This window comes from uncultured Sneathiella sp., assembly GCF_963973085.1.
GTDB lineage: Bacteria > Pseudomonadota > Alphaproteobacteria > Sneathiellales > Sneathiellaceae > Sneathiella.
Window position 1 is genome coordinate 682720 of sequence record NZ_CAXAXA010000001.1, and the last position, 20987, is coordinate 703706.

The window sequence follows — 20987 nt, forward strand, 5'->3', positions numbered from 1 at the left end:
AATGTTTGTCGTTCTTGTGGATTTTAAAGCGAAGGAAGAGTTCGTTACACCTTTCCAGAATGCCCTTGTCAAACAAGCGCAGGATTCCTTGACCAAAGAAGCGGACTGTCATCAATTTGATGTCTGTTGCGACCCGGACGACCCAACGCAATTTACGCTGTATGAATTATATTCTGACCAGCGTTCCTTTCAGAACCACCTGACGTCGTCACATTTTCTGAATTTTGACAAAACCATCCGCGGCTGGATCCTTGAGAAGTCGGTCCGCACGCTCAACCAAGTGAATGGCATTTCCAGTGCAAAATGACTAGGCATCAATAAAGGAAGAGAGATTGAACCTCAGGCAACGCCTCCAGCCTTATTTCGGCTGAGCGGGTATGGGGCCCCAGACTGATTTTCTTCTCCAAGGAGCCTGAAATCGCGAGTTTCGGAAGCACCCCAAGGTAAATTGTCTTACCCGTGGTTTCAGTTCCAACCTTCAGCAACGCCTCCTCCATGCCCAGTGAAAGCAGGCCACGAGACCCGTTTGGTGCTAGTTGAACGCCCGTCCTCATCTTCGCCAATAATTGCAGCTTTCAAGTTATCCTCCATATTTTCTGTCTACCGGGTCAGCTGCGGACATTATAGTCCCGTTGCACCCCCCGAACCCGATTGCCCGATATCCGTCCCTTTCGCACCAGGCCGTCATGAAGACCGTATCCCCATCTTCCAGGAAACTTCTGTTTTCTGTGTTTGAAATCTGGATAGGGAGCTTGCCGCCTTGCGTCAATTCTATCAGAGCACCGGTTTGATCTGCTCCCGGGCCCGACATGGTGCCACTTCCGAACAGGTCCCCTGCCCGCAGATTGCATCCATTCACCGTATGATGAGCGACCATCTGTGCCGGCGTCCAGTATGAATATTTGAAGTTACTCAGGCCAAGGCATTTGGGCGGAAGGCCCTCTTCTTTCATTTTCGATGACTGTATGGAAACATCCAGATACATATCAATGCCAAGATTTGCCCCTTCTTTTTCCGAATTAAGGTAAGGGAGGAGGGTTCTGTCCCCTGCCCGCTTCTCAGAAGTACGAAACGGAGCGATCGCCTCCATGGTCACAATCCAGGGAGAGAGTGTCGTTGCGAAGTTCTTGCCGAGAAACGGCCCGAGCGGTTGATATTCCCATGCCTGAATGTCTCTCGCCGACCAGTCATTAAGAAGGCAAATGCCGAAGAGATGACGTTCCGCCTCATCAATGGGAATTGGAACATTCTGTTGATTGCCGGTCCCGACTAAAAGTCCGACCTCCATTTCATAATCCAGCTTTTTACACGCTGATACGTATGGTGGGGTATCAATGGAAGGTCGGATTTGGCCGTTCGGCCTAACAATCGGCTCCCCCGAAACGACAATCGAGGACGAACGGCCATGATACGCAATCGGCACCCATTCATAGTTCGGCATTAATGGATTATCCGGCCGGAACAGCTTTCCAATATTCGTCGCATGGTCAATCGACGCATAGAAGTCCGTATAATCCATTATCGTCGCCGGAAGCCCATACTCCGCTTTTGACTGATCTATCAGGCAATCCAGAACTTTACCCTCATAAGGGCTCCCTTGCCTTAAAACCTCAAACAATATTTTTCGGGTACGGGTCCAGATGATGTTTCCTTCCGCCATGAAGCGGTTGAGAGTGGATGCGTACAAACTCTCCGGAATATCCAGTTGAGTGGGCCGCGCGACTCCCGATTGGCCCAACGTTGTCAGGTCCAGAATTTTGTCGCCAATCCCCACACCGATACGAAACGGTTCATCTGACCCTTTCCTACGAAACACCGCATATGGCAGGTTCTGAAGCGGAAAGGGATTCCCCTGTTCATTTGCAGACTCAACCCAACTCATACTATTTGGGTCATGTGTTTCGTTCAGTAACGTCATTTCCATCCACTCTTGCATCTGACCAAAATCCATCCCAACCATTGGATGACACTACTCTACGTCCATCCGGCGGACTTTGCGACCGATCTTATTTACCTTGGCAACTACCTTTTTTGTCGTTCTTGAAAGCTGGCCGAAGAGAAAATGGTCATCAGGAAGGTTCGTAGGGAAGTCCCACATAATTTTCGGCTAGGACCGTTTGTGCAGCTTTAGACGAGAATAGATACTCCAGCTCGGTTTGCTGGATTCGATCACCAAAGCCTTCGTTCTCCGGAAAGTGATGCAGTAATGTGGTCATCCACCATGAAAAACGGGTCGCCTTCCAGACACGCTTTAAAGCCGTTTCTGAATAACGGCGCAACAGGTCTTCATCATTCGTCCGATAGTAGCTGATCAATGCGTCTGACAGATAATGAACATCCGATGCGGCGAGATTAAGGCCTTTGGCGCCGGTTGGCGGGACGATATGCCCCGCATCCCCTGCCAGAAACAGCCGTCCGTAAGAAAGCGGTTCGGATACAAAGGAACGCAACGGTGCGATGCTTTTTTCAATGGACGGACCTGTGACGAGTGACGCAGAAATTTCTTCCGGAAGGCGACGTTTCAGCATTTCCCAAAACCGTTCATCACCCCAGTCGTCAATCTTCTCCTCCCGTGGCACCTGGACATAATAACGGCTGAGGCTATTGCTGCGCATGGAACAAAGAGCGAAACCTTCCGGGTGATGATTGTAGATAAGCTCCCGTGAGACCGGAGGGGTCTCAGACAGCACACCTAGCCAACCAAAAGGATAAACCTTTTCATATTCACGCCGGATGTCAGCCGGGATACTTGTGCGGCATACCCCATGAGAACCGTCGCAACCCGCGATAAAGTCGCAATGTAGAGTATGTATCTGACCGTCCTTTTCATAAACGACGGAGGGAGTATGTGTATCAATTCCATTTATTTCTACATTTTTTGCCTCGTCGATAATGGAACCGCCTAGAGCATCCCGGGCATCGTATAAATCATGGGTTACTTCCGTCTGGCCGTACACCATGACAGTTTCCCCCCCCGTAAGTCCGGCAAAGTCAATGCGATGGCGTTTTCCGGCAAAGGCGATGTCCGTTCCTTCATGGATTTGGCCTTCCCTGTCCATGCGATCTCCTACCCCGGCTGCGCGCAACATATCGGCGAGCCCCTGCTCCAGTACACCGGCACGGATCCGTCCAAGTACATACTCCCGGCTTTTGCGTTCCAGTATGACGGAACGAATTCCTTTTAAATCGAGAATCTGGGATAGTAGCAGACCGGCCGGACCGCCGCCGATAATAGCCACCTGGGTTCGCAAGTTATTCTCCCCTCTTGTCGCTTTGAAACACGACCCTGTCTCTGATATATTAAAATTTATAGCAATTCAGCGTATCTGGAATGGACGGATCATAAAAATAATTGGACAAATCGAACATAGAGCGCAGAAGCCGGATATTCCCAACTATGCGCTTTACGGGGAAGTGGGACCTGCGCACTTTCCCGATACACTGCATTGTGAGTCCATCGCCTCCAGATCCCGGCAGCTGGACTGGAAGATAGCCCCGCATCGACATCACCAACTGCACCAGTTCTTTCTTCTTGAAAGCGGCGGCGGTTCAATTGCGATGGATGGACAGACTTATGAGCTGACCCCGCCAGTAGCAATCACAATACCGCTTCTGACAGTACACGGGTTCCAGTTTCAACGGGAGACACAAGGGTGGGTCATTACTGTGCCGCAACAAGTACTGGATGAGGTATTGAAATCGACCCCAGATCTTGGTGAGGAGCTTTCAACTCCCGCAGTGGTTTTAGCTACGCCGGAAATTACTGCCTCTATTATGCGGATCGACAGGGAGCATAGTCATCCAAGGAAAAACCGACGGGGATATCTGACGCATCTTGTCGGAATCCTGGCTATTGATTTTGCGCGAGCACTTGAGCAAAACCGCTTTGAACTTCAGAAAAAGGGATCGACAGAAAAAACACATTTGCAAACGTTTCTGGCGCTTCTGGAAGAACGGTTTGTCGAGTGTCATAACGCAGGCGGGTACGCGGCAGCCATCGGGATCACAACCCAGCACTTAAATCGTCTTTGTCGGCAGGTAACAGGTCGAACAACGTCAGATCTCATCCAGGAGCGGCTCATGCTGGAGGCGAGGCGTTCCCTCGCCTATACAAGAATGACTGTTTCGGAAGTCGCCTATTCCCTGGGATTTACGGACCCAGCTCACTTTTCCCGCCTGTTCCGTAAAAACATGGGATTGTCCCCCAACGCCTTTCGACAAAATTTGGAACCGGAAATCTAGAGTCAGTATGGAAGCCACGTCAGAAAAAGTGTGATCAGAAAGTACGCAACCGGAATCTTGCTATGGGTAGATGCCATAGAAACCGTTCAGCGAGCGCCCACCCCTGTTATGCTGCCCAACAATGCCTTGCCGTGAGACAGGCTTGCGCCGGTAGCCTGAATCATCTGAGGCAAAACCAACCATTCCAGAGTAAGGCTGCTACCGGATCGCTCAAATTCATGAACCGCCGATTGAGAGAATATTCCGGCCTGACCAGCGGTAAAACGCGCAAAGCTCATCAGATATTCTGCCTGCACAGGGTTCTTTTTATGCGCCATGGCCGATGAGCCGCCCGCTGAGGATAACCGTATTTCATCCAGCCCGTTTTGCTTCATGAGAGCTATGTCTGTTCCGATCTTGCCAAGCGCCGCAGTTACCGATGACATCCAACTTGCGAATGCGCCTAGGGAGCGGCGGTCTGTATGCCAACATTCGGTATCCGCAAGCGAGAGTTGTTGAGCCAATTTTGCCCGGATAATTTTTCCTTTACCGTCAAATCTGTCCAGTGTGCCAACGGCGCCGCCAAACTGTATCTTTAGGAGTAATTTTTCCACCCCTTCCAGATCCCTGAGCAACCCTGAGAGGGGAGAGCGCCAGTTTCCAAGACGATGATGAAATAGAATAGGCAGGGCATCTTGAAGCCGAGTCCGGCCCATTACTTCATCCTGTCCAAATCTTTCAGTCAAGTCACGCAGAAGGACCAGAAGACCCTCAATGTCGGCACGAAACAAATCGAGAATGGGGCGTAATCGCAGTACGAGTGCAGTATCAATGACATCCTGACTCGTGGCGCCGTAATGCACGGCAGGGCGGGTTTCCTCATTTACAGTTTCTTTCAGGGCTGAAACCAGCTCCGGCACGACAACACCATCGCGCATCACTCCTTCCCTCAGCCTTGCCCAGTCCGGCTGATAGGCGGACGCGGCCGTCTCGATTTCCAACGCCGATCCATCCGGGATTAATCCAGCGTCTGCTGTCGCCCGGGCGAGCGCGGTTTCAAAGGCCAACATGGCGCGGATTTCCGCCTCTGCCCCGAGATGATCAGTAATCTCGTCGCGCCCGGCTATGCCAGCGAGAAACGGATGCTCGAAAGCTGAAACTGTCATGGATTAATCCGCCTCTCCTGCTCAGCATCGTGAAAGGACTGGAATATTAACATTCCTTAATTGCCTTACAGATCAAAAAATACTGTTTCCCTGTCACCCTGCAAATGAATATCGAACGTGACTTTATTGCCTTTGCGATCGCCAATTAGTGTGGAAGCCCGATCCCGATGCTCGATATGGGCGAGAACCGGATCATCCCCATTTGCTGCTTCCTCATCGGAGAAGTACATGCGGGTGTGCAGGCCGAGGTTAATACCCCGCGCCACAATCCAGAATGCGATATGGGGCGCCATCAGGCGACCATCCTTAAAGGGGACGGGCCCGGGCTTGATGGTTTCGAATGTGAAGACACCGCTTTCCATATGAGAGGGACACCGTCCCCAACCGGTAAAATTAGGATCCGCCTGCCCCCGGAGTTCGGATGGGCTATTGTACAGTCCTTTTGAATCCGCCTGCCATATTTCGACCAGTGCGTCTTTCAAAGGGACTCCCATGCCGTCGAATATCCGGCCCTTTACGGTAAGGCGCTCCCCCTCCGTGAGATCATTGACCAGATTATGTCCCAAATCCTCGTCATAGATGCCCTTGATCTCGGTGAAGTTCGGGGTAAGGCCGATATGCACATAAGGGCCGGCCGTCTGGGACGGAGTTTCCTTGAAGTATGTGAGCGGTTGAGTCATCAATTCCCCTCCAGCCGGTTTTCAAACAGGGTCGAACGGCGTCCTCTGAGGATAATATCGAATTTATAGGCAATGCTGTCCATTGGGATCGTATTCGCCGTGTCAAGCGGCGCAATCAATTGTTTCACTGCATTCTCATCGGGAATTGACCGGACGATAGGGCATCGCCAAATAAGTGGATCGCCCTCGAAATACATCTGAGAAATCAGCCGCTGGGCAAACCCGCTTCCGAAAATGGAAAAATGTATATGGGAGGGACGCCAGTCATTCACTCCATTGGGCCATGGATATGGTCCGGGTTTCACAGTGCGAAAGGAGTAGGCGCCGTTTTCGTCGGTGAGCACTCTCCCGCATCCGCCGAAATTGTGATCGAGTGGTGCGATATAGGTTTCTTTCTTGTGGCGATAGCGTCCCCCGGCATTCGGTTGCCATACCTCAATCAGGGCATTCGGCACCGGCAGGCCGCGCTCGTCATGCACACGGCCGTGGACAATGATCCGCTCCCCCACCGGCAATCCGCCATCTTGCGAATAGTTGAGCAGCAGGTCATTATCCAACTCCCCAAGATCGGAGTGGCCAAAAACCGGACCTGTGATTTCCGTAAGGGTATTGTCGAGCGAGAGAAGCGCCTTTTTCGGAGACCGTAATACACTGGTCTTGTAAGCGGGCGCAAAAGCGGGCGGGTGCCAATTCAAGTCCCGTCCAAAAAAGGCGCCAGTGTTCGGCTTTCGGTTGCTCATTCCCTCTCCCTCAGCTTTCTGCTGTATCTTCTTCCTCGAAGATCTTCTTGATGATTTTAATGGCCGAATTAGCGGCTGGAACACCGGCGTAGATTGCCACATGCAGCATGGCTTCACAAATATCCTCGCGGCTTGCCCCCGTATTTTTCGTGGCCCGTACATGCATGGCGCATTCCTCATGGTGACCAAGAGCAGCCAGGAGAGCAATGGTGACCATGGAGCGCTCCCGCTTGCTCCAATGCGGGCGTGACCAGACCTGCCCCCATGCCCCTTCCGTAATCAGGTCCTGAAACGGAGCGTCAAATTCCGTTTTTCCTTTGTCAGACTGACTCACATGTTTATCTCCGAGAACAGCTCGCCGCGTGGCCGCTCCCGTTTTATATCTCTCTAACCTCTGGCCAGTCTTGGTCATTTAGTGCCTCCCTTTGCAGGTGTAGGTGCGTAAGATCCCTCAAAATAGGGACGACGGCATCCGCTCGGTCATCGCAGAAATTTGACTTGAACCCACTCAACAGCGCTTGTCCACTTTACTTCTATAACGCTGTGTTGTCACATTAACTTAGTGGCGGGGAAATCTATACCCGTCTAATTTCAGTCGAAGAAAAAGTTTTCTTATCTATGTTCACAGGAAGTTAGAGCGACAACGCCTATCATCGGATATCGCCAAGGGTCCCATACTGTGGGATTCAGGGGCGAACCCGGACTGGATCCAGGTCCGCCTGAGAATGAGTGGTGGTGTTAGAAGTCACATGCGAACGCGTCTCTGACACGTTCCCTGTTAAACAGGGAAACAAAATTAGCGATCATCCTGTAAATTTATTTGATGCCATGCGCCTATTAATTTGTCAGGGTAAAGTGTTTTCTGAGTTCAGTTTTTAGGATCTTCCCATAGTTACTTTTTGGCAATTGATCGACGAAGAAATACTCCTTGGGTCGCTTGAAACGGGCGATATTGTTGAGGCACAGCTCTTCAAGCTCTTCCGGGGTAACGGACGCCCCTTCACGAATTACGACGAAGGCAACCACTTCCTCGCCCCAGTCGGGTTCCGGACGGCCAACCACAGACACCTCATCCAGCCTGCTGTCCATCAGCAGCACTTCTTCGATCTCGCGGGGATATATATTGGTTCCACCACTGATGATCATATCCTTCGAGCGATCCTTCAGGGTAAGAAATCCATCGTCATCCAATAACCCGACATCGCCGGTATGGAGCCAGCCGTTCCGGATCGTCCGGCTTGTGGCCTCCGGGTTATTCCAGTAGCCCGCCATGACGACATCGCTCCTGAGGACAATCTCACCGACTTCTCCGGTTGGCACTTCCTTATCATTCTCATCGAAAATGCGAACTTCAACGCCTGTGCGCGGCAATCCGACGCTTGAGAGCCGCTTCTCGTATTTCGGATTATCATAATCAGCGTGCAAATCCTTGCTAAGGATGGTACCGGTGTTTGGCGACTCGCCCTGTCCAAAAATCTGCATTATGCAAGGTCCGAATGTAGCAATGGCGCGCTTCGTATCCTCCAGATACATGGGGGCCCCGCCATAATAGATCGTCTTGATATTCTCGGACCTCGCTTCGCTTGCCTTCGGATGGTTCGTCATTCGTGTCAGCATCGTTGGCGCGGCCATAAAGGTTGCGTTCTTGTAGGTTTCAAGAAGTCCGAATATTTCCTCCACGTTAAAACCGCCACTTTCCGGCACGACATGGTGCGATGCCTTGATAAGATGTGGAATAGCATAAAGGCCATCGGCGTGAGACATCGGGGCCGTGTGGAAATAGCTATCCTCCGGCGAGGGTTGATCGACATCCGCGTAATACCGCAATGTCATGGCCAGCAGGGTCCGGTGTGTGAGCGTCGCCCCTTTAGGCCGCCCTGTCGTCCCGCTGGTATAGAAGATCCAGGCGGGGTCAGTCTCCGATACATCAACTATCCCTATCGGAGAATGCGTCGTCAGGGCCTCATAATCATCATCATTGACGCAGAATACCCGCTCGAACCCATCGATGGTCTCCATGAATTCACTGATACCCGCGGTCAGGTTTTCGGTTACAAAGCAGACTTTTGCCCCTGCATTCTCGATTATGAAGGCAAACTCTTTGGGATGCAGTTTGGCATTCATGGGAACAGCGCAAAGCCCTGCATGCCAACAGGCAACGAGGATTTCCATATATTTCGGCGTGTTCGTCATGGCGAGACCGACGCGGTCACCCTCGCTCAGCCCGAGCTCACCGCGAAGGCCCCCGGCGAGAGAACGCGCGCGGTCTGCAAACTCTTGATAGGTATGAAGCCGCCGCGTTCCCAGGGAGATGGCCGGTTTATCGCCGTAAGCTGCCGCCACACGCGGCAGGAAATCTGCAATATTCATTACTCACGTCCCTCGTTCTTATTGTTATGACAGGGTCATATGATGGGACCGTCCCACTCTTCCTGCCGAAACCCTAGATCGCCCGCTCACCTTCCTTCCAGAAGCTTGCGCGAATATCCTTTTTACGGACTTTCCCGACCGGTGTACGTGGCAGAGTTTTCCAGAATTCCACTGATTTCGGCGCCTTCACGCTACCGAGGGCTTTCTTGCAGAGGCTGATGACTTCGTCTTCCTCGAGCGTGCAGCCGGTCTTTAATTCGATCACCGCCTTGACGGCTTCTCCCCATTTTTCATCCGGCGCGCCGACGACCGCACAGTCCTGAACGGAAGGATGACCCCAGATCACCTGCTCGATCTCACTTGGATAGACGTTGAAGCCACCGGTGATAATCATGTCCTTCTTGCGGTCGACGATATAGACATACCCATCTTCGTCGATATAGCCGATGTCGCCGGTATGATGCCAGCCGAAGGTGGAAACTTCTTCCGTCGCTTCCGGGTTCTTGTAATAACCCATCATCACCAGGTTCCCGTTGACAACGATTTCCCCGCGTTCATTCGGCGGCAGAAGATTACCCTCGTCATCCATAATCCGGACGCGGGTCTGCATCGTCTGGCGCCCACAACTTGCCAGACGTTTTTCTTTTGTATTACTGCCGATTACGAGATGATCTTCAGGTGAAAGATAGGTGCAGAACATTGGCGCTTCGGCCTGCCCAAAGGACTGGGTCATAACCGGTCCGAAAACTTTCAGGCACTCCTTCAGCTTGTCGACAGACATCGGCGCCGCTGCATAGATGAAATGCTCCAGACTGCTATAGTCATACTTCCCTACATCCGGATAGGACAGCAGCATATAGATGGCCGTCGGGGGCAGGAACAAATGCGTCACCCCGTCACTCTCGATCGTTTTCGCCACCATTTCCGCATCAAACTGCGGCAGAATGACCTGCGTTCCACCATTCGCCATTGAGAGAATGGCGAGCACACCCGCCGCATGAGACATTGGAGCGACGACCAGATGAACGGGTGGCTTTTTCGCCGGCATGGTCGTGTAGAAAGCCGTCACCATGGCATCCCATACACGGTTGGTCCATAGGACGCCTTTGGGCAGCCCGGTCGTGCCGCCGGATGAAAAGATCGACGCGAGTGTACCCTGATCCCCATCGATATCGGGATCGGTATTTTCCTCTCCGTCAATCCAATCTTCCAGATAGACGCCGCGTCCCCCTGCTTTATCGATACAGATGAAGTGCTTTAATTTTGGACAAAGGTTGGCGAACTCTACTACTTTTTCTTCGAAAGAGCTGTGATAGAAAAGTAGTTCAACATCGCAGTTGTCGAGAATATATGCATTTTCCTTGGTTTCATTTTTAGCGTTGAGCGGCACCCAGACAACACCTGCGCGTAACATTCCCAGGCAGCACTCGAAGGCCGGCACGGCATTGGAGCTGAAAACTGCGCCTTTCGTTTGAGGCTTGACTCCAAGCCGGATAACGGCATTGGCAATTCTGTAGTTGCGTTCCTGCACCTCCGCATAGCTAAGAGAGATACCGCTATCTTTCAGACAAACTCTCTCTGGATCCAGCGCAACACCCCGGTCGAAATAATCAATGACTCGCACGAACTTCTCTCCCGTAATTGATTAGTTTTTCTGTAAAATTGTGATACAGGCAGCCGCTTCTTCATAGCCAATAAAGCCGCCCCCATTCTCGGCGATCGCCGTCCGTGCCCCGTCCACCTGACGGGGGCCTGCTTCTCCGCGCAGCTGGGTTACCAGCTCATAGACCTGAGCCAGGCCGGTCGCACCAATGGGATGACCGCGGGATTCAAGCCCGCCGGACGGATTTACGGGGATACGGCCGCCAACGGTTGTATGTCCTTCAGCAGACAGCCGACCGCCTTCCCCGAAATCGCAAAAGCCCAGCGCTTCAACCTGAAGGACCTCGGCAAAGGCCGTCGCATCATGAACTTCGGCGACATCCATGTCCTTTGGCGCGAGACCGGATTTTTCATAAGCCGCATTTGCGGCGAGATGCGTAATCTGCTTGTGGAACTCATCAGCCTTGCGGTTCGTGCCTGACCGCAGCACGGAGGCCGCGACGCGCACAGCTCGCCCCAAGCCAAGTTGCCGCGCCTTTTCTTCTGAAACCACAATAGCCGCCGCCGCGCCATCACTGATCGGCGCGCACATCGCAAGGGTGAGCGGCCAGGCGATCGGACGATCGTTGAGAACCTCCTCTACCGTCATTTTATTCCGGTATTGCGCCTTCGGATTATGATAGGAATGTGTATGGTTCTTTGCCGAAGCCGCCGCTATTTCAGCCTGAGTGATGCCGAAAGCCTTCATGTGGTTCTTGGCAAGTGACGCATAGACATCCATAAAGACGCTACGCTGCCCGCCATTATCCTCAGCTTCAGGCGGCAACTCCATGCCCTTTGACATATCCAGCAACCGGGCAATGGATTCCTCTGCCGCATGAACATCCCAACCACCGTCGAAAACCGCAAAGGAACGGGCACGGTCCGTCGAGTTCATCTTGTCGGTTCCAATGGCAAGCGCAATATCCCCTTGCCCTGACTGAACAAAGGCACAGGCTGAGTTAAGAGCAGTACTGGCACTGGCGCAGGCGTTCTCGATATTTGTAATCGGAATCCCCTCGAAACCAGCGGATCGCAAGGCAATCTGCCCCGGCACCAGATACTGCGCCTCAACTGCCGCCTGGGAGGCGTTTGCAAAAAAGGCGGCCTGAATGCTTTCCCGCTCCAGACCGGAGTCCTTCAGAGCCTCTTCAACAACTTCAGCAGTCATATCCTTGACAGACCGGTCCAAGAACTTCCCGAACTGCGACATTCCTATTCCAATGATATACACATCCGACATTCGCTTTACTCCCGAGTTTAGAGGCTGATGAGTGCTTCGATTTTTTCCCGCTCGGCCAGCAGTTCTTCTGTTTTTCCCGACCAGCGGATATGCCCGTTATCAATCAGATATTGCCGCTCGGCGAGTTTGAGCGGTACTTTCAAATTCTGTTCGACAAGAAGAATTGCCACGCCTTCCGCGTTGATCAGCTCCATAGCCTTGACCAGATCCGCAACGACCAGGGGAGCGAGGCCTTCCGTCGGCTCGTCCAGCAGCAATAGCTTCGGATTAGTGAGCAGTCCGCGACCGACGGCGAGCATTTGCTGTTCTCCGCCGGACAATGTGTCCCCGCGAGAGTTTGTCCGTTCCTTAAGCCGCGGGAAGAGATTATAGACGCGTTCCAGATCCCAGGCGCCCTTCCGACCCATTACTGTTGCAATCCGCAAGTTCTCATCAACACTCAAGGTCGCAAAAATCCGCCGGTCCTCGGGCACATAGGCGATACCGGACCGCCCCAGCATCTCAGTCGAGATTTTTGTCGCATCACGGCCCTCATACATGCGGGTGCCGGATTTTATCGGATTCAGTCCCATGATCGCTTTCAGCAATGTGCTTTTACCAGCACCGTTCCGGCCAATCAGGGAAACAACCTCCCCGTCCTCAACCGAAATCGAGACATCGTGTAATGCCTGGGCCTTGCCATAAAAGACATTACAATTCTGCATTTCTAGAAGGCTCATTCTTCCTCTCCCAGATACGCGGTTCGAACACGGGGGTCTTGCTTGATTGTCTCGGCTTCACCGGACGCCAGAATTTCACCCGCGAGCATGACAATGATCTCGTCGGAAATTTCCATGACAACGTCCATGTTATGCTCAATCAGCAGAACCGTCCGTCCTTCCGACACACGACGGATCAGTTCAACGGCCTTTTCCGCAACGTCATGCCCGACGCCGGCCAGCGGTTCATCGAGCAGCAGGACTTTCGGCTCGCTAAGCAACGCCAGTCCGATTTCGAGGGCGCGCTGATCCCCATGTGAGAGGCTCCCGGCATTGACATGACCGAAACTCTCCAGACCGATTTCACTCAGAACTTTCTCTGCGTCATTCGCGATCTCTCTGAATTTTCCAACCGGGCGCCAGAATGGCTGCAACCTGAAACGGTGCGCCTGTGCGGCCAGCCGCAGGTTTTCAAAGACTGTCATCTCGGCAAATATCTGCGTAATCTGGAAACTCCGGCCAAGGCCCGCCCACGTCCGGGCATGAGGCGACTGCTTCGTAATCTCCTGGTCATTGAGAAACACGCGCCCCTTGCTGAGCTGCGCACGGCCCGACAACGCATTCATAAGCGTCGTTTTCCCTGCACCGTTAGGGCCGATCAACCCATACAGAAGGCCGGGCTTAAACTCATAGGTGACATTGGTGACGGCTTTGAAGGCCCCATAGGACACTTCAATATCCTCACAGCGCAGTACATGTTTAGCTTCTGCTGTGCTACTCATGACTTGCCTCCCGGCATGATACGGTCCCAGAGCTGAGTAATCAGACCCGCGATACCTTTTGGCATTCCGATTGTGCAAATGATGAATATGAGACCCAGTATGCCGTACCAGTGCGATGTCTGGGTCGACAGCCATTCCCGCATAATCTCGAAAATGGCAACGCCGAGAATGGGTCCGAACAAGGTACCCATACCGCCGAGCAGGACCATAATGACAACGTCACCGGAAGTCGTCCAATGGAGCATCTGCGGACCGACATAGAAAATCAGCGACGCCAACAGCCCTCCGCTGACACCAGCGTAAACACCGGAAATGGTAAAGACTGACCGCTGCAAACGCTGGACATTAAAGCCGATCTGCTCCGCCCTCACCTCGTTGGATTTGATGGCTTTCAGCGCCTGACCCAAAGGCGATATCCGAATGAGTCCGGAAATAAGCAGGGCCAGGACAAACAACGCCAGCAGGAAAAAGTAGTAATTTCCGTCGTCATAGAAATCGATACCGAACAGGTCCGGGCGCGGCACTCCGGCGATACCATCAACGCCACCGGTCAGCATCCGCAGCTTCGTTCCCGCCATGATGTAGATCAGTTGCGATAAAGCGAGCGTTAAAAGTGCGAAGAACAGCCCCGAAACCCGGATTGCAAAATAACTGAACACCAGCGCCACCGCCCCGCCAACCACACCGGCGGCTCCGAGGGAGGGAATAAAGTCCCAGCCCATACGCATTGTCAGGAGTGAAAGCGTATATGCGCCGACGCCGAAGAACGCCGCATGCCCGAACGAGAGCATTCCGGCGACACCAAATACAAGATCAAAGCCGATCGCAAATATTGACCAGATCAATATGGCGTTCACCAAGCCGACACCCTGCCCGTCCGGGAGCAGTAAAGGCGCAGAAATAATAATGGCGACAAGAAGTGCCAGTAAGCGTTGCGCGTTCATGCCGTCCGCCCCTTGCGACTGAACAATCCCTCCGGCCGGAGGATGAGAGTTCCAATCAACAGAATAAAGGTGAGAAAATCGACCCAGCTCGGCGCGTAGCTATATCCGAGCGCCCGCGTCATCCCGATCAACAGCGCCGCCATGACGGCCCCGCGAATATTGCCAAGACCGCCGATAATCACGACGATAAAACTGTCGATGATAATGTTAAAGCCCATTCCGAGCTCGATCGGAAACAGCGGGCCTGCCGCCGCGCCGCCAAGGGCCGCGAGGCCAGCGCCGAAGGAGAAAACTCCGGTACGGACCAAAGAAACATTAATGCCGAGGGTCCGCACCATTTCGGGATCGCCGCTGGCCGCGCGAATGATCATGCCGTATCGACTGCGATCAAGCATGAAAAACAGAGCCGCAGAAACAGCGGCACCAAAACCGATAATAAACAGGCGGTAACTCGGCACCGAGCTGCCGAACATCTCGATCGCACCAGAAAACAGTTCCGGCGGATACATCTGCTTGTACTCAAGCCCCCAAATAATCTTCACAGCCTCATCCAGCACCAAAATGAACCCGAAGGTCAGCAAGAGCTGATACACATGGTCACGGTCATAAACCGGCCGAAGAGCGATGCGCTCCATTAAGCCACCAACAATCGCGGCGATAATCGGTGCGACGGCCAACCCGACCCAGAAATTACCGGTGAGGTTCACCATCTGAAATGAGAGATATGCACCAAGCATATATAACGAACCATGCGCAAAGTTAATTACCCGCAACATGCCGAAAATAAGGGTCAATCCCGCCGCCAACAAAAACAGCAGCATGCCCATAGAAAGGCCTATCACAATGGTGGACATAACCGGATCACCTAACCTGCAATTAAAATGAGGGCGGTCGGAGTTTGCTCGCGACCGCCCGGTCTTTTAAGTCAGCCTATTCTGCGCACTCGGGGAAGAGTGCTTCCGGCTGAAAGACGTTCGTGATCTTCATTCTCAGGTCAGGGTAAGGGGCTTCACCCTTTTCAACGACACCCCAGAGACCGACCTGCAGTGCCTGGTGATCACAGGCACGCATTTCCTTTCGGCCTTCTACTGAATTCTCACGGACACTTCCTTCAAAGGCTTTGACCCATTCTTCCCGATCCCAGGAACCGGTGCTGTCCACGGCATCCAGAAACCAGCTCATGCCATCGAATGCTTCTCCGGCAAAGCTATCCGGCCATTCGTTGAATTTCGCGCGGTATGCCTCAACAAAGGCTTTGTTGGCGGCGTTATCAATAGAATAGTGATACCGGACACCTGAGGCGGCACCCACGGCATCTGGCCCAACCGCAGCTGCAAGAACTTCATCCTGCAGAACCGGACCAAACAAGGTCTTGGTCTTGCCGAGACCGGCCTGACCAGCCTGTTTAAGGAACGTGACGCCATCGCTGCCCGTCACGATAAGGACAACACCATCGGCGTCCGTCTTGGAAATCTTATCAATAATGACGGAATAGTCGCGATTTCCGAGTGGAGCGTAATCAACGCCTATAATCTCGATGCCAGCTTCCTTGGCTGCAGCGCTGTAGGCTTCCAGACCATCACGGGTGACGGCATAATCCGCGCCAACCGCATAGATTTTCTTCAGACCCGCCGCCTTGGTGAATTCCATCGCCATGCGGATTTCCATACCAAGCGTGTTGGATGTCCGGAAGGTGTAACGGTATCCGTTGGCGCGCGTGATTTTATCATCGGCGGAGATGGTAACCAGAAGCGGAATTTTACGTTGTTCCGTAATCCCCTGAAGCGCCGCTGTCGATGCAGAGCTTGCCGCGCCAAAAATCATCTGTGCGCCAGAGGAAATCAATCGTGTAGCCTTTTGTACGGCAGGCTGTGGTTTTGTTTCACTGTCTTCCCAGGTTACCTCAACCGGCTTGCCGAGAACTTTTCCGCCGCGCATTTCAATGGCGAGCTGAGCGCCTTGCTTCATGCCTTTCCCGATAATCCCGTAGGGCCCGGAGAACGGCAGCACTGCGCCAATCTTGAATGTGTCCGCCTCTTCCGCATACGCAGGATAACTCCCGGCAACGCCAATGAGCGCAGCACAAGCCGCACCTAGAATGGTGGATTTTACGATATTCATTATGTCTCCCTTTCTTTGGTGGTATTTTTACCGAACCGTTTTAATTTTTAAATTTTTTACGTGCGCCAAACATCCGCACCGCGCCTTCCCCAAAGCTGGCGCAATTATATAACAGGATAACTGTTCTAGTCAATTTATTTGTTATATGCATAGACCTTGTTTTTTAAGGTCACAAAGAATGCCGCCGCCCGCCCTCTATCAACAATTCCGCGGCGCATCTGACCCATGCAAAAGTCCGGATTAGTAACAATATGCGCAGTTTCTTTCCATACATAAAATATAACAAATATCTTGATCTAATAAGGTATGCTGTTTATTAATTATTGAGCGACTTTAGGGATAAGACCAACAAAAACAACATGTCCGAATATCAATAAGGAAACGGACAATCCAAACAAGAAAGTCAGTGTCAGGGATCGAAAATGGCAACGAAAAGATTTCGCCAGATGATGGTTATAAGCTGCTCAATCGACTCAATGACTCATAGTCATAATGGATAATTTTCGACGAGATCGCTTTCGGAAAATATGTAACTGAAGTAATTGCAAAACTAGGGAGAAACCGCCATGGAAGATTACGGAGTAGCATTGGTTACCGGCGCTGGTTCAGGGATCGGTCAAGCGACAGCTATGCTCCTTGCCGAAAAAGGAGCGCGGGTCGTCGTCACCGATATTTCCGAAGCGGGTATCTCGGATACCATAAATAAAATTGAAGAAAAGGGCGGCAAGGCGCTCGGAAAAAGACTCGACGTCTCCAACTCGGATGATATCGATGCCGCTTTTGCAGCCGCAGAAAGCTGGGATAAATGCGTGGATGTGCTGGTGAATAATGCCGGGATTGTCAATATCCATTCATTCCTCGACTATACCGCCCACGACTGGCATCAGGTAATGCAGGTCAACCTTACCGGCAGCTTCCTGTGCGCCCAGCGCGCCGCGCGGGAAATGGCAAAGCAATCCTATGGACGGATTATTAATATGGCGTCTGTCAGCGGTCTTCGGGCCGGCGTCGGACGGACAGCCTATGGGACATCGAAGGCGGCGATAATTGGTCTGACCCGCCAAATTGCTCTTGAGATGGGGCCTCATGGCATAACGGCAAATGCCATTGCTCCGGGCCCCATAATGACCCCATTGGTAGAAGCTAATTATACGGAAGAGACCATTTCCCGCCTGTTGCCGATGATCCCGGTAGGTCGTTTCGGAAGCTGCGCGGATATCGGCGATGCAGTTTGCTATCTGGCGAACCCCAAATCCGGATACGTAAACGGCGAGATACTAACCGTTGATGGAGGGTATTTTTCATCTGGAATGACCCAAACAGGAAAGCTGGACATGACAAGCAGAGAAAGCAAGTGATGTCGCCTTCCAGGAGAAATATGAACTACTTAAAAGGGCTCAGCTCCTCGGCTGACAAAGCATATGGGACCCAAAAAATGCGGCCCGGTCAGGATAGAATTCTCGTGGGAATAATAGTTATCACTTTTTCGTAGCTTAATTTCTGTTGTCATATGAAATTTATCAAATGAATCAAGCCACTTTCTTAAAATTAGTCTCGTGCTATAGTGTAATTAGTCATAATCAACATACAATCAATTGAATGAATAGTATGGGCAAAGTTCAGATATAAATGCCCGACAATAACAAGGAGTAACCGTCGAAATGACGCAAGACGAAGACAGCCTTTGCCCGGAAGAACATGCACACTGGCTGTTTGCGGTCATGTATCTTGGCTATAACAGCATGCTCGAAGCGGGCGATGCTCATCTCGAATCTATCGGCCTGCGCCGCCCGCACTTCCGGGTAATCTATGTCATCCAGCGCAAACCGGGCGCAACCGTGAAAGAAGTTCTTGCTTTTCTCGGTGTCACGCAACAGTCATTCAGCCCTACAATCAAGACCTTGATGGCGGACGGCTACATAACACAAAAAGAAAACCTTAAAGACCGCCGCAGCCGCCATCTTTATTTAACGAAAAAAGGTCTGGCGGCCTGGCAGGGTGTCATTGAATGCCAACAGGCACATCTGGAGCAGGCTTATAAGAGTGTGGGCTTTCAGAATGCAAATGGATATGCCCGAACAGCCTATGCCATGATAAATGAGAAAGGCCGGCGACAGCTCGACGTTGTTTGGAAGGATGAGACATTTTTCCTTGAAGATTTAAAGGGCTGAACTGCCATTAGGGTGGCAGGCAGGAGTTAAACCGGCCAAATATTATCCATGTCGCCGCGGCAGTTGTCTTTATTTAACGAAAATAGGGCTGGCTGCATCAGATTTGTTCTCCACCGCCTTGCAACTTAAACATCATGAGATAATCTATCGCCGGGCGGCAAAAAAACTGGCAATAGAGGCTTTCATTTCCGGCCCTTTGCACACATCGCCCTGGGCGTCCCGCTCCAGATCCAGATGCCTTGATAACCCCTGCTCGGAGGCTTCGAAGATCAGGTTTTTTGTGTGGGCCAGCGACTTTGGCGACAGGCCGCTGAGCTTTTGCGCCATCTCGTCCGCCTTGGCCATCAGCTCTTCATCTTCGTAAACTCGCCAGACCATGCCCCAGGACAGGGCCTCCTCCGCGGAAATCCGATCGCCGAGGAACATGGCTCCGGCAGCGCGAATCCGGCCGACGATACGGGGCAGAAAGATCGTATTCCCGGCATCGGGCGTCAGCGCCAATCCGACGAAAGGCTCATAAAAATAGGCCGATTTCCCGGCGATGACGATATCGCCCGATAGCGCCAGCCCGACGGATGCCCCCGCGCAAGGCCCGTTGACAACGCTGATGATCGGCAATCGGGATTTCCGCATTTTCACGGTCAGCGGATTGAAATGCTCCTCCAGAACTCTGGCGAGGTCCGGGACGACATCGGGTTCGATGACGGAAAGGTCATATCCCGCCCCGAACGCCCTGCCCTCACCTGTGAAAACAACGACGCGGACGTCAGGATCATTCTCGACCGCATCGAAAGCGGCCTGCAACTCATCCCCTGTCTGATCCCGGAGGGCATTCAGCTTGTCAGGACGGCGCATCGTGATTCTCGCAATGCCGTCTGCAATCTCCAGCGAAATATCTTCAAATTCCATAGTAATATCCCTTCGATTTCCGCTAGATCGTAAGGCCGCCGCCGACAATCAGGGTTTGTCCGCTGACATAGTTGGATTCAGGTGCGCAGAAGAGATAAACACCGTCTGCCGCCTCTTCTGGCGTTCCGGCGCGTCCCATAGGGATCATCATCTGCATGCCCGCCACCAGTTTTTTCGGAATACCGATGCCGACTTCATTGCCCTCGACAACAATGGTTTTCTTCTCGTCCGAGGCTTCCGTCAGGCGGGTCTCGATAAAGCCGAAAGCAACGCAGTTAACATTTACCTTCAGCCGCCCCCACTCTTTCGCCATGGTTTTGGTCATCCCGAGAACACCGGACTTCGCGGAGGAATAGTTGATCTGACCGGCGTTGCCGCCCGTTCCGGCGATGGAGGAAATGTTGACGATCTTACGGAAAACCTCCCGGCCTTCCGCCGCTTCCTTCTCGGCCTCGGCGCGGATAAAGCCGGACGCCGCACGAATGACCCGGAAGGGCGCTTTCAGGTGAACGTCGATCATCGCATCGAACTGGTTATCGCCCATCTTATGCACCAGCGCATCCCAGGTGTAGCCCGCATTATTGACGATGATATCCACCCCGCCAAACGCCTCAATCCCGGCCTTGATAAATTTGTCACCGAAATCCGCGTCCGTCACACTGCCGACTACGGCAATGGCTTCCCCGCCAAGCGCTTCGATCGCGCCGACCACTTCATCGGCCGGTTCCTGATCCAAATCATTGACCACGACCTTTGCGCCTTCACGTGCCAGTTTAAGGGCGACAGCGCGGCCTATTCCCCGACCCGAGCCGGTCACATAGGCGACTTTTCCATCTAGTTTGCTCATATGTTTAAACTCTGCTTGTTATAATAAGATTATGGAAGGGCGACAACGGCGTCACCCGCAAGCTTGACATCTCCGTCCTGATTGACGGCCCTAACGGCAACGCGAACACGGGTTTCGCCATTTTCTTGAAATTTTTCAGTTATTTCTCCGGAACAGCTAATCCTGTCTTTTAGGTGCGTAATCGCGGTGAACCGGACTGCATAACTCCGCAACGCGGTCTGCGGCACCCAGTTTGTGAGTATCTGCGCAAGGTAGGCCATCGATAACATGCCATGGGCGAACACATCCTCCATCCCCGCTGCCCGCGCGAAATCAATATCGATATGGATCGGGTTATGATCACCGGAGGCGCCAGCAAACAGGCCGAGGGTTGTTCGGATAATTTCATCCTTCGTCAACGCCGGAATAACGTCGCCGACCTTGACGGATGCATAGGTAATCTCTGACATTCTTC

General features: G+C 52.6%; 21 protein-coding genes. 4 read left to right on the forward strand and 17 right to left on the reverse strand.

What is annotated here, in order from left to right:
- The first annotated feature begins 1 nt into the window (after position 1).
- Complete coding sequence (locus tag AACZ19_RS03205) at positions 2–307, forward strand: antibiotic biosynthesis monooxygenase (RefSeq protein ID WP_339631065.1); 306 nt, start codon at positions 2–4, stop codon at positions 305–307.
- A 273-nt stretch (positions 308–580) separates the two neighbouring features.
- On the opposite strand, the gene fahA is transcribed toward AACZ19_RS03205, so the two are convergent.
- Together fahA and pobA are read right to left on the reverse strand one after the other, a co-directional pair.
- Positions 581–1918, reverse strand: a complete 1338-nt coding sequence (fahA, locus tag AACZ19_RS03210) for a fumarylacetoacetase (RefSeq protein ID WP_339631067.1) — start codon at positions 1916–1918, stop codon at positions 581–583.
- A 151-nt stretch (positions 1919–2069) separates the two neighbouring features.
- Positions 2070–3251: a 4-hydroxybenzoate 3-monooxygenase gene (gene pobA / locus AACZ19_RS03215; RefSeq protein ID WP_339631069.1), complete on the reverse strand. Its 1182-nt coding sequence runs from the start codon at positions 3249–3251 to the stop codon at positions 2070–2072.
- A 163-nt stretch (positions 3252–3414) separates the two neighbouring features.
- On the opposite strand from pobA, the gene AACZ19_RS03220 reads away from it, so the two are divergent.
- Positions 3415–4242 carry a helix-turn-helix domain-containing protein gene (locus tag AACZ19_RS03220; RefSeq protein WP_339631071.1) on the forward strand — a complete coding sequence of 276 codons (828 nt, stop codon included), beginning with the start codon at positions 3415–3417 and terminating at the stop codon, positions 4240–4242.
- 86 nt (positions 4243–4328) lie between these two features.
- Here AACZ19_RS03220 and AACZ19_RS03225 read toward each other — a convergent pair whose 3' ends face one another.
- The 12 genes from AACZ19_RS03225 to AACZ19_RS03280 all read right to left on the reverse strand — a co-directional run bounded on the left by AACZ19_RS03225 (position 4329) and on the right by AACZ19_RS03280 (position 16606).
- On the reverse strand, positions 4329–5387 hold the full coding sequence (locus AACZ19_RS03225) for a 3-carboxy-cis,cis-muconate cycloisomerase (RefSeq protein ID WP_339631073.1): 1059 nt from the start codon (positions 5385–5387) through the stop codon (positions 4329–4331).
- A 65-nt stretch (positions 5388–5452) separates the two neighbouring features.
- On the reverse strand, positions 5453–6067 hold the full coding sequence (gene pcaG, locus AACZ19_RS03230) for a protocatechuate 3,4-dioxygenase subunit alpha (protein WP_339631074.1): 615 nt from the start codon (positions 6065–6067) through the stop codon (positions 5453–5455).
- The gene (gene pcaH, locus AACZ19_RS03235; protein ID WP_339631076.1) at positions 6067–6807 is read right to left on the reverse strand and encodes a protocatechuate 3,4-dioxygenase subunit beta; all 741 of its coding nucleotides are present in this window, start codon (positions 6805–6807) and stop codon (positions 6067–6069) included. Before pcaH ends, pcaG begins: the two co-directional genes overlap by 1 nt.
- 10 nt (positions 6808–6817) lie before the next feature.
- Complete coding sequence (gene pcaC / locus AACZ19_RS03240; protein WP_339631078.1) at positions 6818–7219, reverse strand: 4-carboxymuconolactone decarboxylase; 402 nt, start codon at positions 7217–7219, stop codon at positions 6818–6820.
- Positions 7220–7644: 425 nt separating this feature from the next.
- Positions 7645–9177, reverse strand: a complete 1533-nt coding sequence (locus AACZ19_RS03245; RefSeq protein ID WP_339631080.1) for an AMP-binding protein — start codon at positions 9175–9177, stop codon at positions 7645–7647.
- Between the two features lie 73 nt (positions 9178–9250).
- On the reverse strand, positions 9251–10801 hold the full coding sequence (locus tag AACZ19_RS03250; RefSeq protein ID WP_339631082.1) for an AMP-binding protein: 1551 nt from the start codon (positions 10799–10801) through the stop codon (positions 9251–9253).
- A gap of 21 nt (positions 10802–10822) precedes the next feature.
- A complete protein-coding gene (locus tag AACZ19_RS03255; RefSeq protein WP_339631084.1) occupies positions 10823–12061 on the reverse strand; it encodes a thiolase family protein in 1239 nt (412 codons plus the stop codon).
- Between the two features lie 17 nt (positions 12062–12078).
- A complete protein-coding gene (locus AACZ19_RS03260; protein ID WP_339631086.1) occupies positions 12079–12780 on the reverse strand; it encodes an ABC transporter ATP-binding protein in 702 nt (233 codons plus the stop codon).
- The gene (locus tag AACZ19_RS03265) at positions 12777–13541 is read right to left on the reverse strand and encodes an ABC transporter ATP-binding protein (RefSeq protein WP_339631088.1); all 765 of its coding nucleotides are present in this window, start codon (positions 13539–13541) and stop codon (positions 12777–12779) included. The genes AACZ19_RS03260 and AACZ19_RS03265 overlap by 4 nt, the downstream gene beginning before the upstream one ends.
- Complete coding sequence (locus AACZ19_RS03270) at positions 13538–14485, reverse strand: branched-chain amino acid ABC transporter permease (RefSeq protein WP_339631090.1); 948 nt, start codon at positions 14483–14485, stop codon at positions 13538–13540. Before AACZ19_RS03270 ends, AACZ19_RS03265 begins: the two co-directional genes overlap by 4 nt.
- A complete protein-coding gene (locus AACZ19_RS03275; protein ID WP_339631092.1) occupies positions 14482–15339 on the reverse strand; it encodes a branched-chain amino acid ABC transporter permease in 858 nt (285 codons plus the stop codon). Before AACZ19_RS03275 ends, AACZ19_RS03270 begins: the two co-directional genes overlap by 4 nt.
- Positions 15340–15415: 76 nt before the next feature.
- The gene (locus AACZ19_RS03280; protein WP_339631094.1) at positions 15416–16606 is read right to left on the reverse strand and encodes an ABC transporter substrate-binding protein; all 1191 of its coding nucleotides are present in this window, start codon (positions 16604–16606) and stop codon (positions 15416–15418) included.
- Positions 16607–17172: 566 nt separating this feature from the next.
- Here AACZ19_RS03280 and AACZ19_RS03285 point away from each other — a divergent pair.
- Positions 17173–17964: an SDR family NAD(P)-dependent oxidoreductase gene (locus AACZ19_RS03285; protein ID WP_339631096.1), complete on the forward strand. Its 792-nt coding sequence runs from the start codon at positions 17173–17175 to the stop codon at positions 17962–17964.
- A 303-nt stretch (positions 17965–18267) separates the two neighbouring features.
- Complete coding sequence (locus AACZ19_RS03290) at positions 18268–18777, forward strand: MarR family winged helix-turn-helix transcriptional regulator (RefSeq protein WP_339631098.1); 510 nt, start codon at positions 18268–18270, stop codon at positions 18775–18777.
- A gap of 144 nt (positions 18778–18921) precedes the next feature.
- Here the strand turns inward: AACZ19_RS03290 and AACZ19_RS03295 are convergent, their stop codons facing one another.
- From AACZ19_RS03295 to AACZ19_RS03305, 3 genes are read right to left on the reverse strand one after another with little or no spacing between them, the layout of a single operon-like run.
- Entirely contained in the window at positions 18922–19686 is a 765-nt protein-coding gene (locus tag AACZ19_RS03295; protein ID WP_339631099.1) for an enoyl-CoA hydratase-related protein, read from the reverse strand.
- Positions 19687–19708: 22 nt separating this feature from the next.
- Positions 19709–20533 carry an SDR family NAD(P)-dependent oxidoreductase gene (locus tag AACZ19_RS03300; protein WP_339631101.1) on the reverse strand — a complete coding sequence of 275 codons (825 nt, stop codon included), beginning with the start codon at positions 20531–20533 and terminating at the stop codon, positions 19709–19711.
- A 29-nt stretch (positions 20534–20562) separates the two neighbouring features.
- Complete coding sequence (locus tag AACZ19_RS03305; RefSeq protein ID WP_339631103.1) at positions 20563–20982, reverse strand: MaoC family dehydratase; 420 nt, start codon at positions 20980–20982, stop codon at positions 20563–20565.
- Positions 20983–20987: the final 5 nt, after the last annotated feature.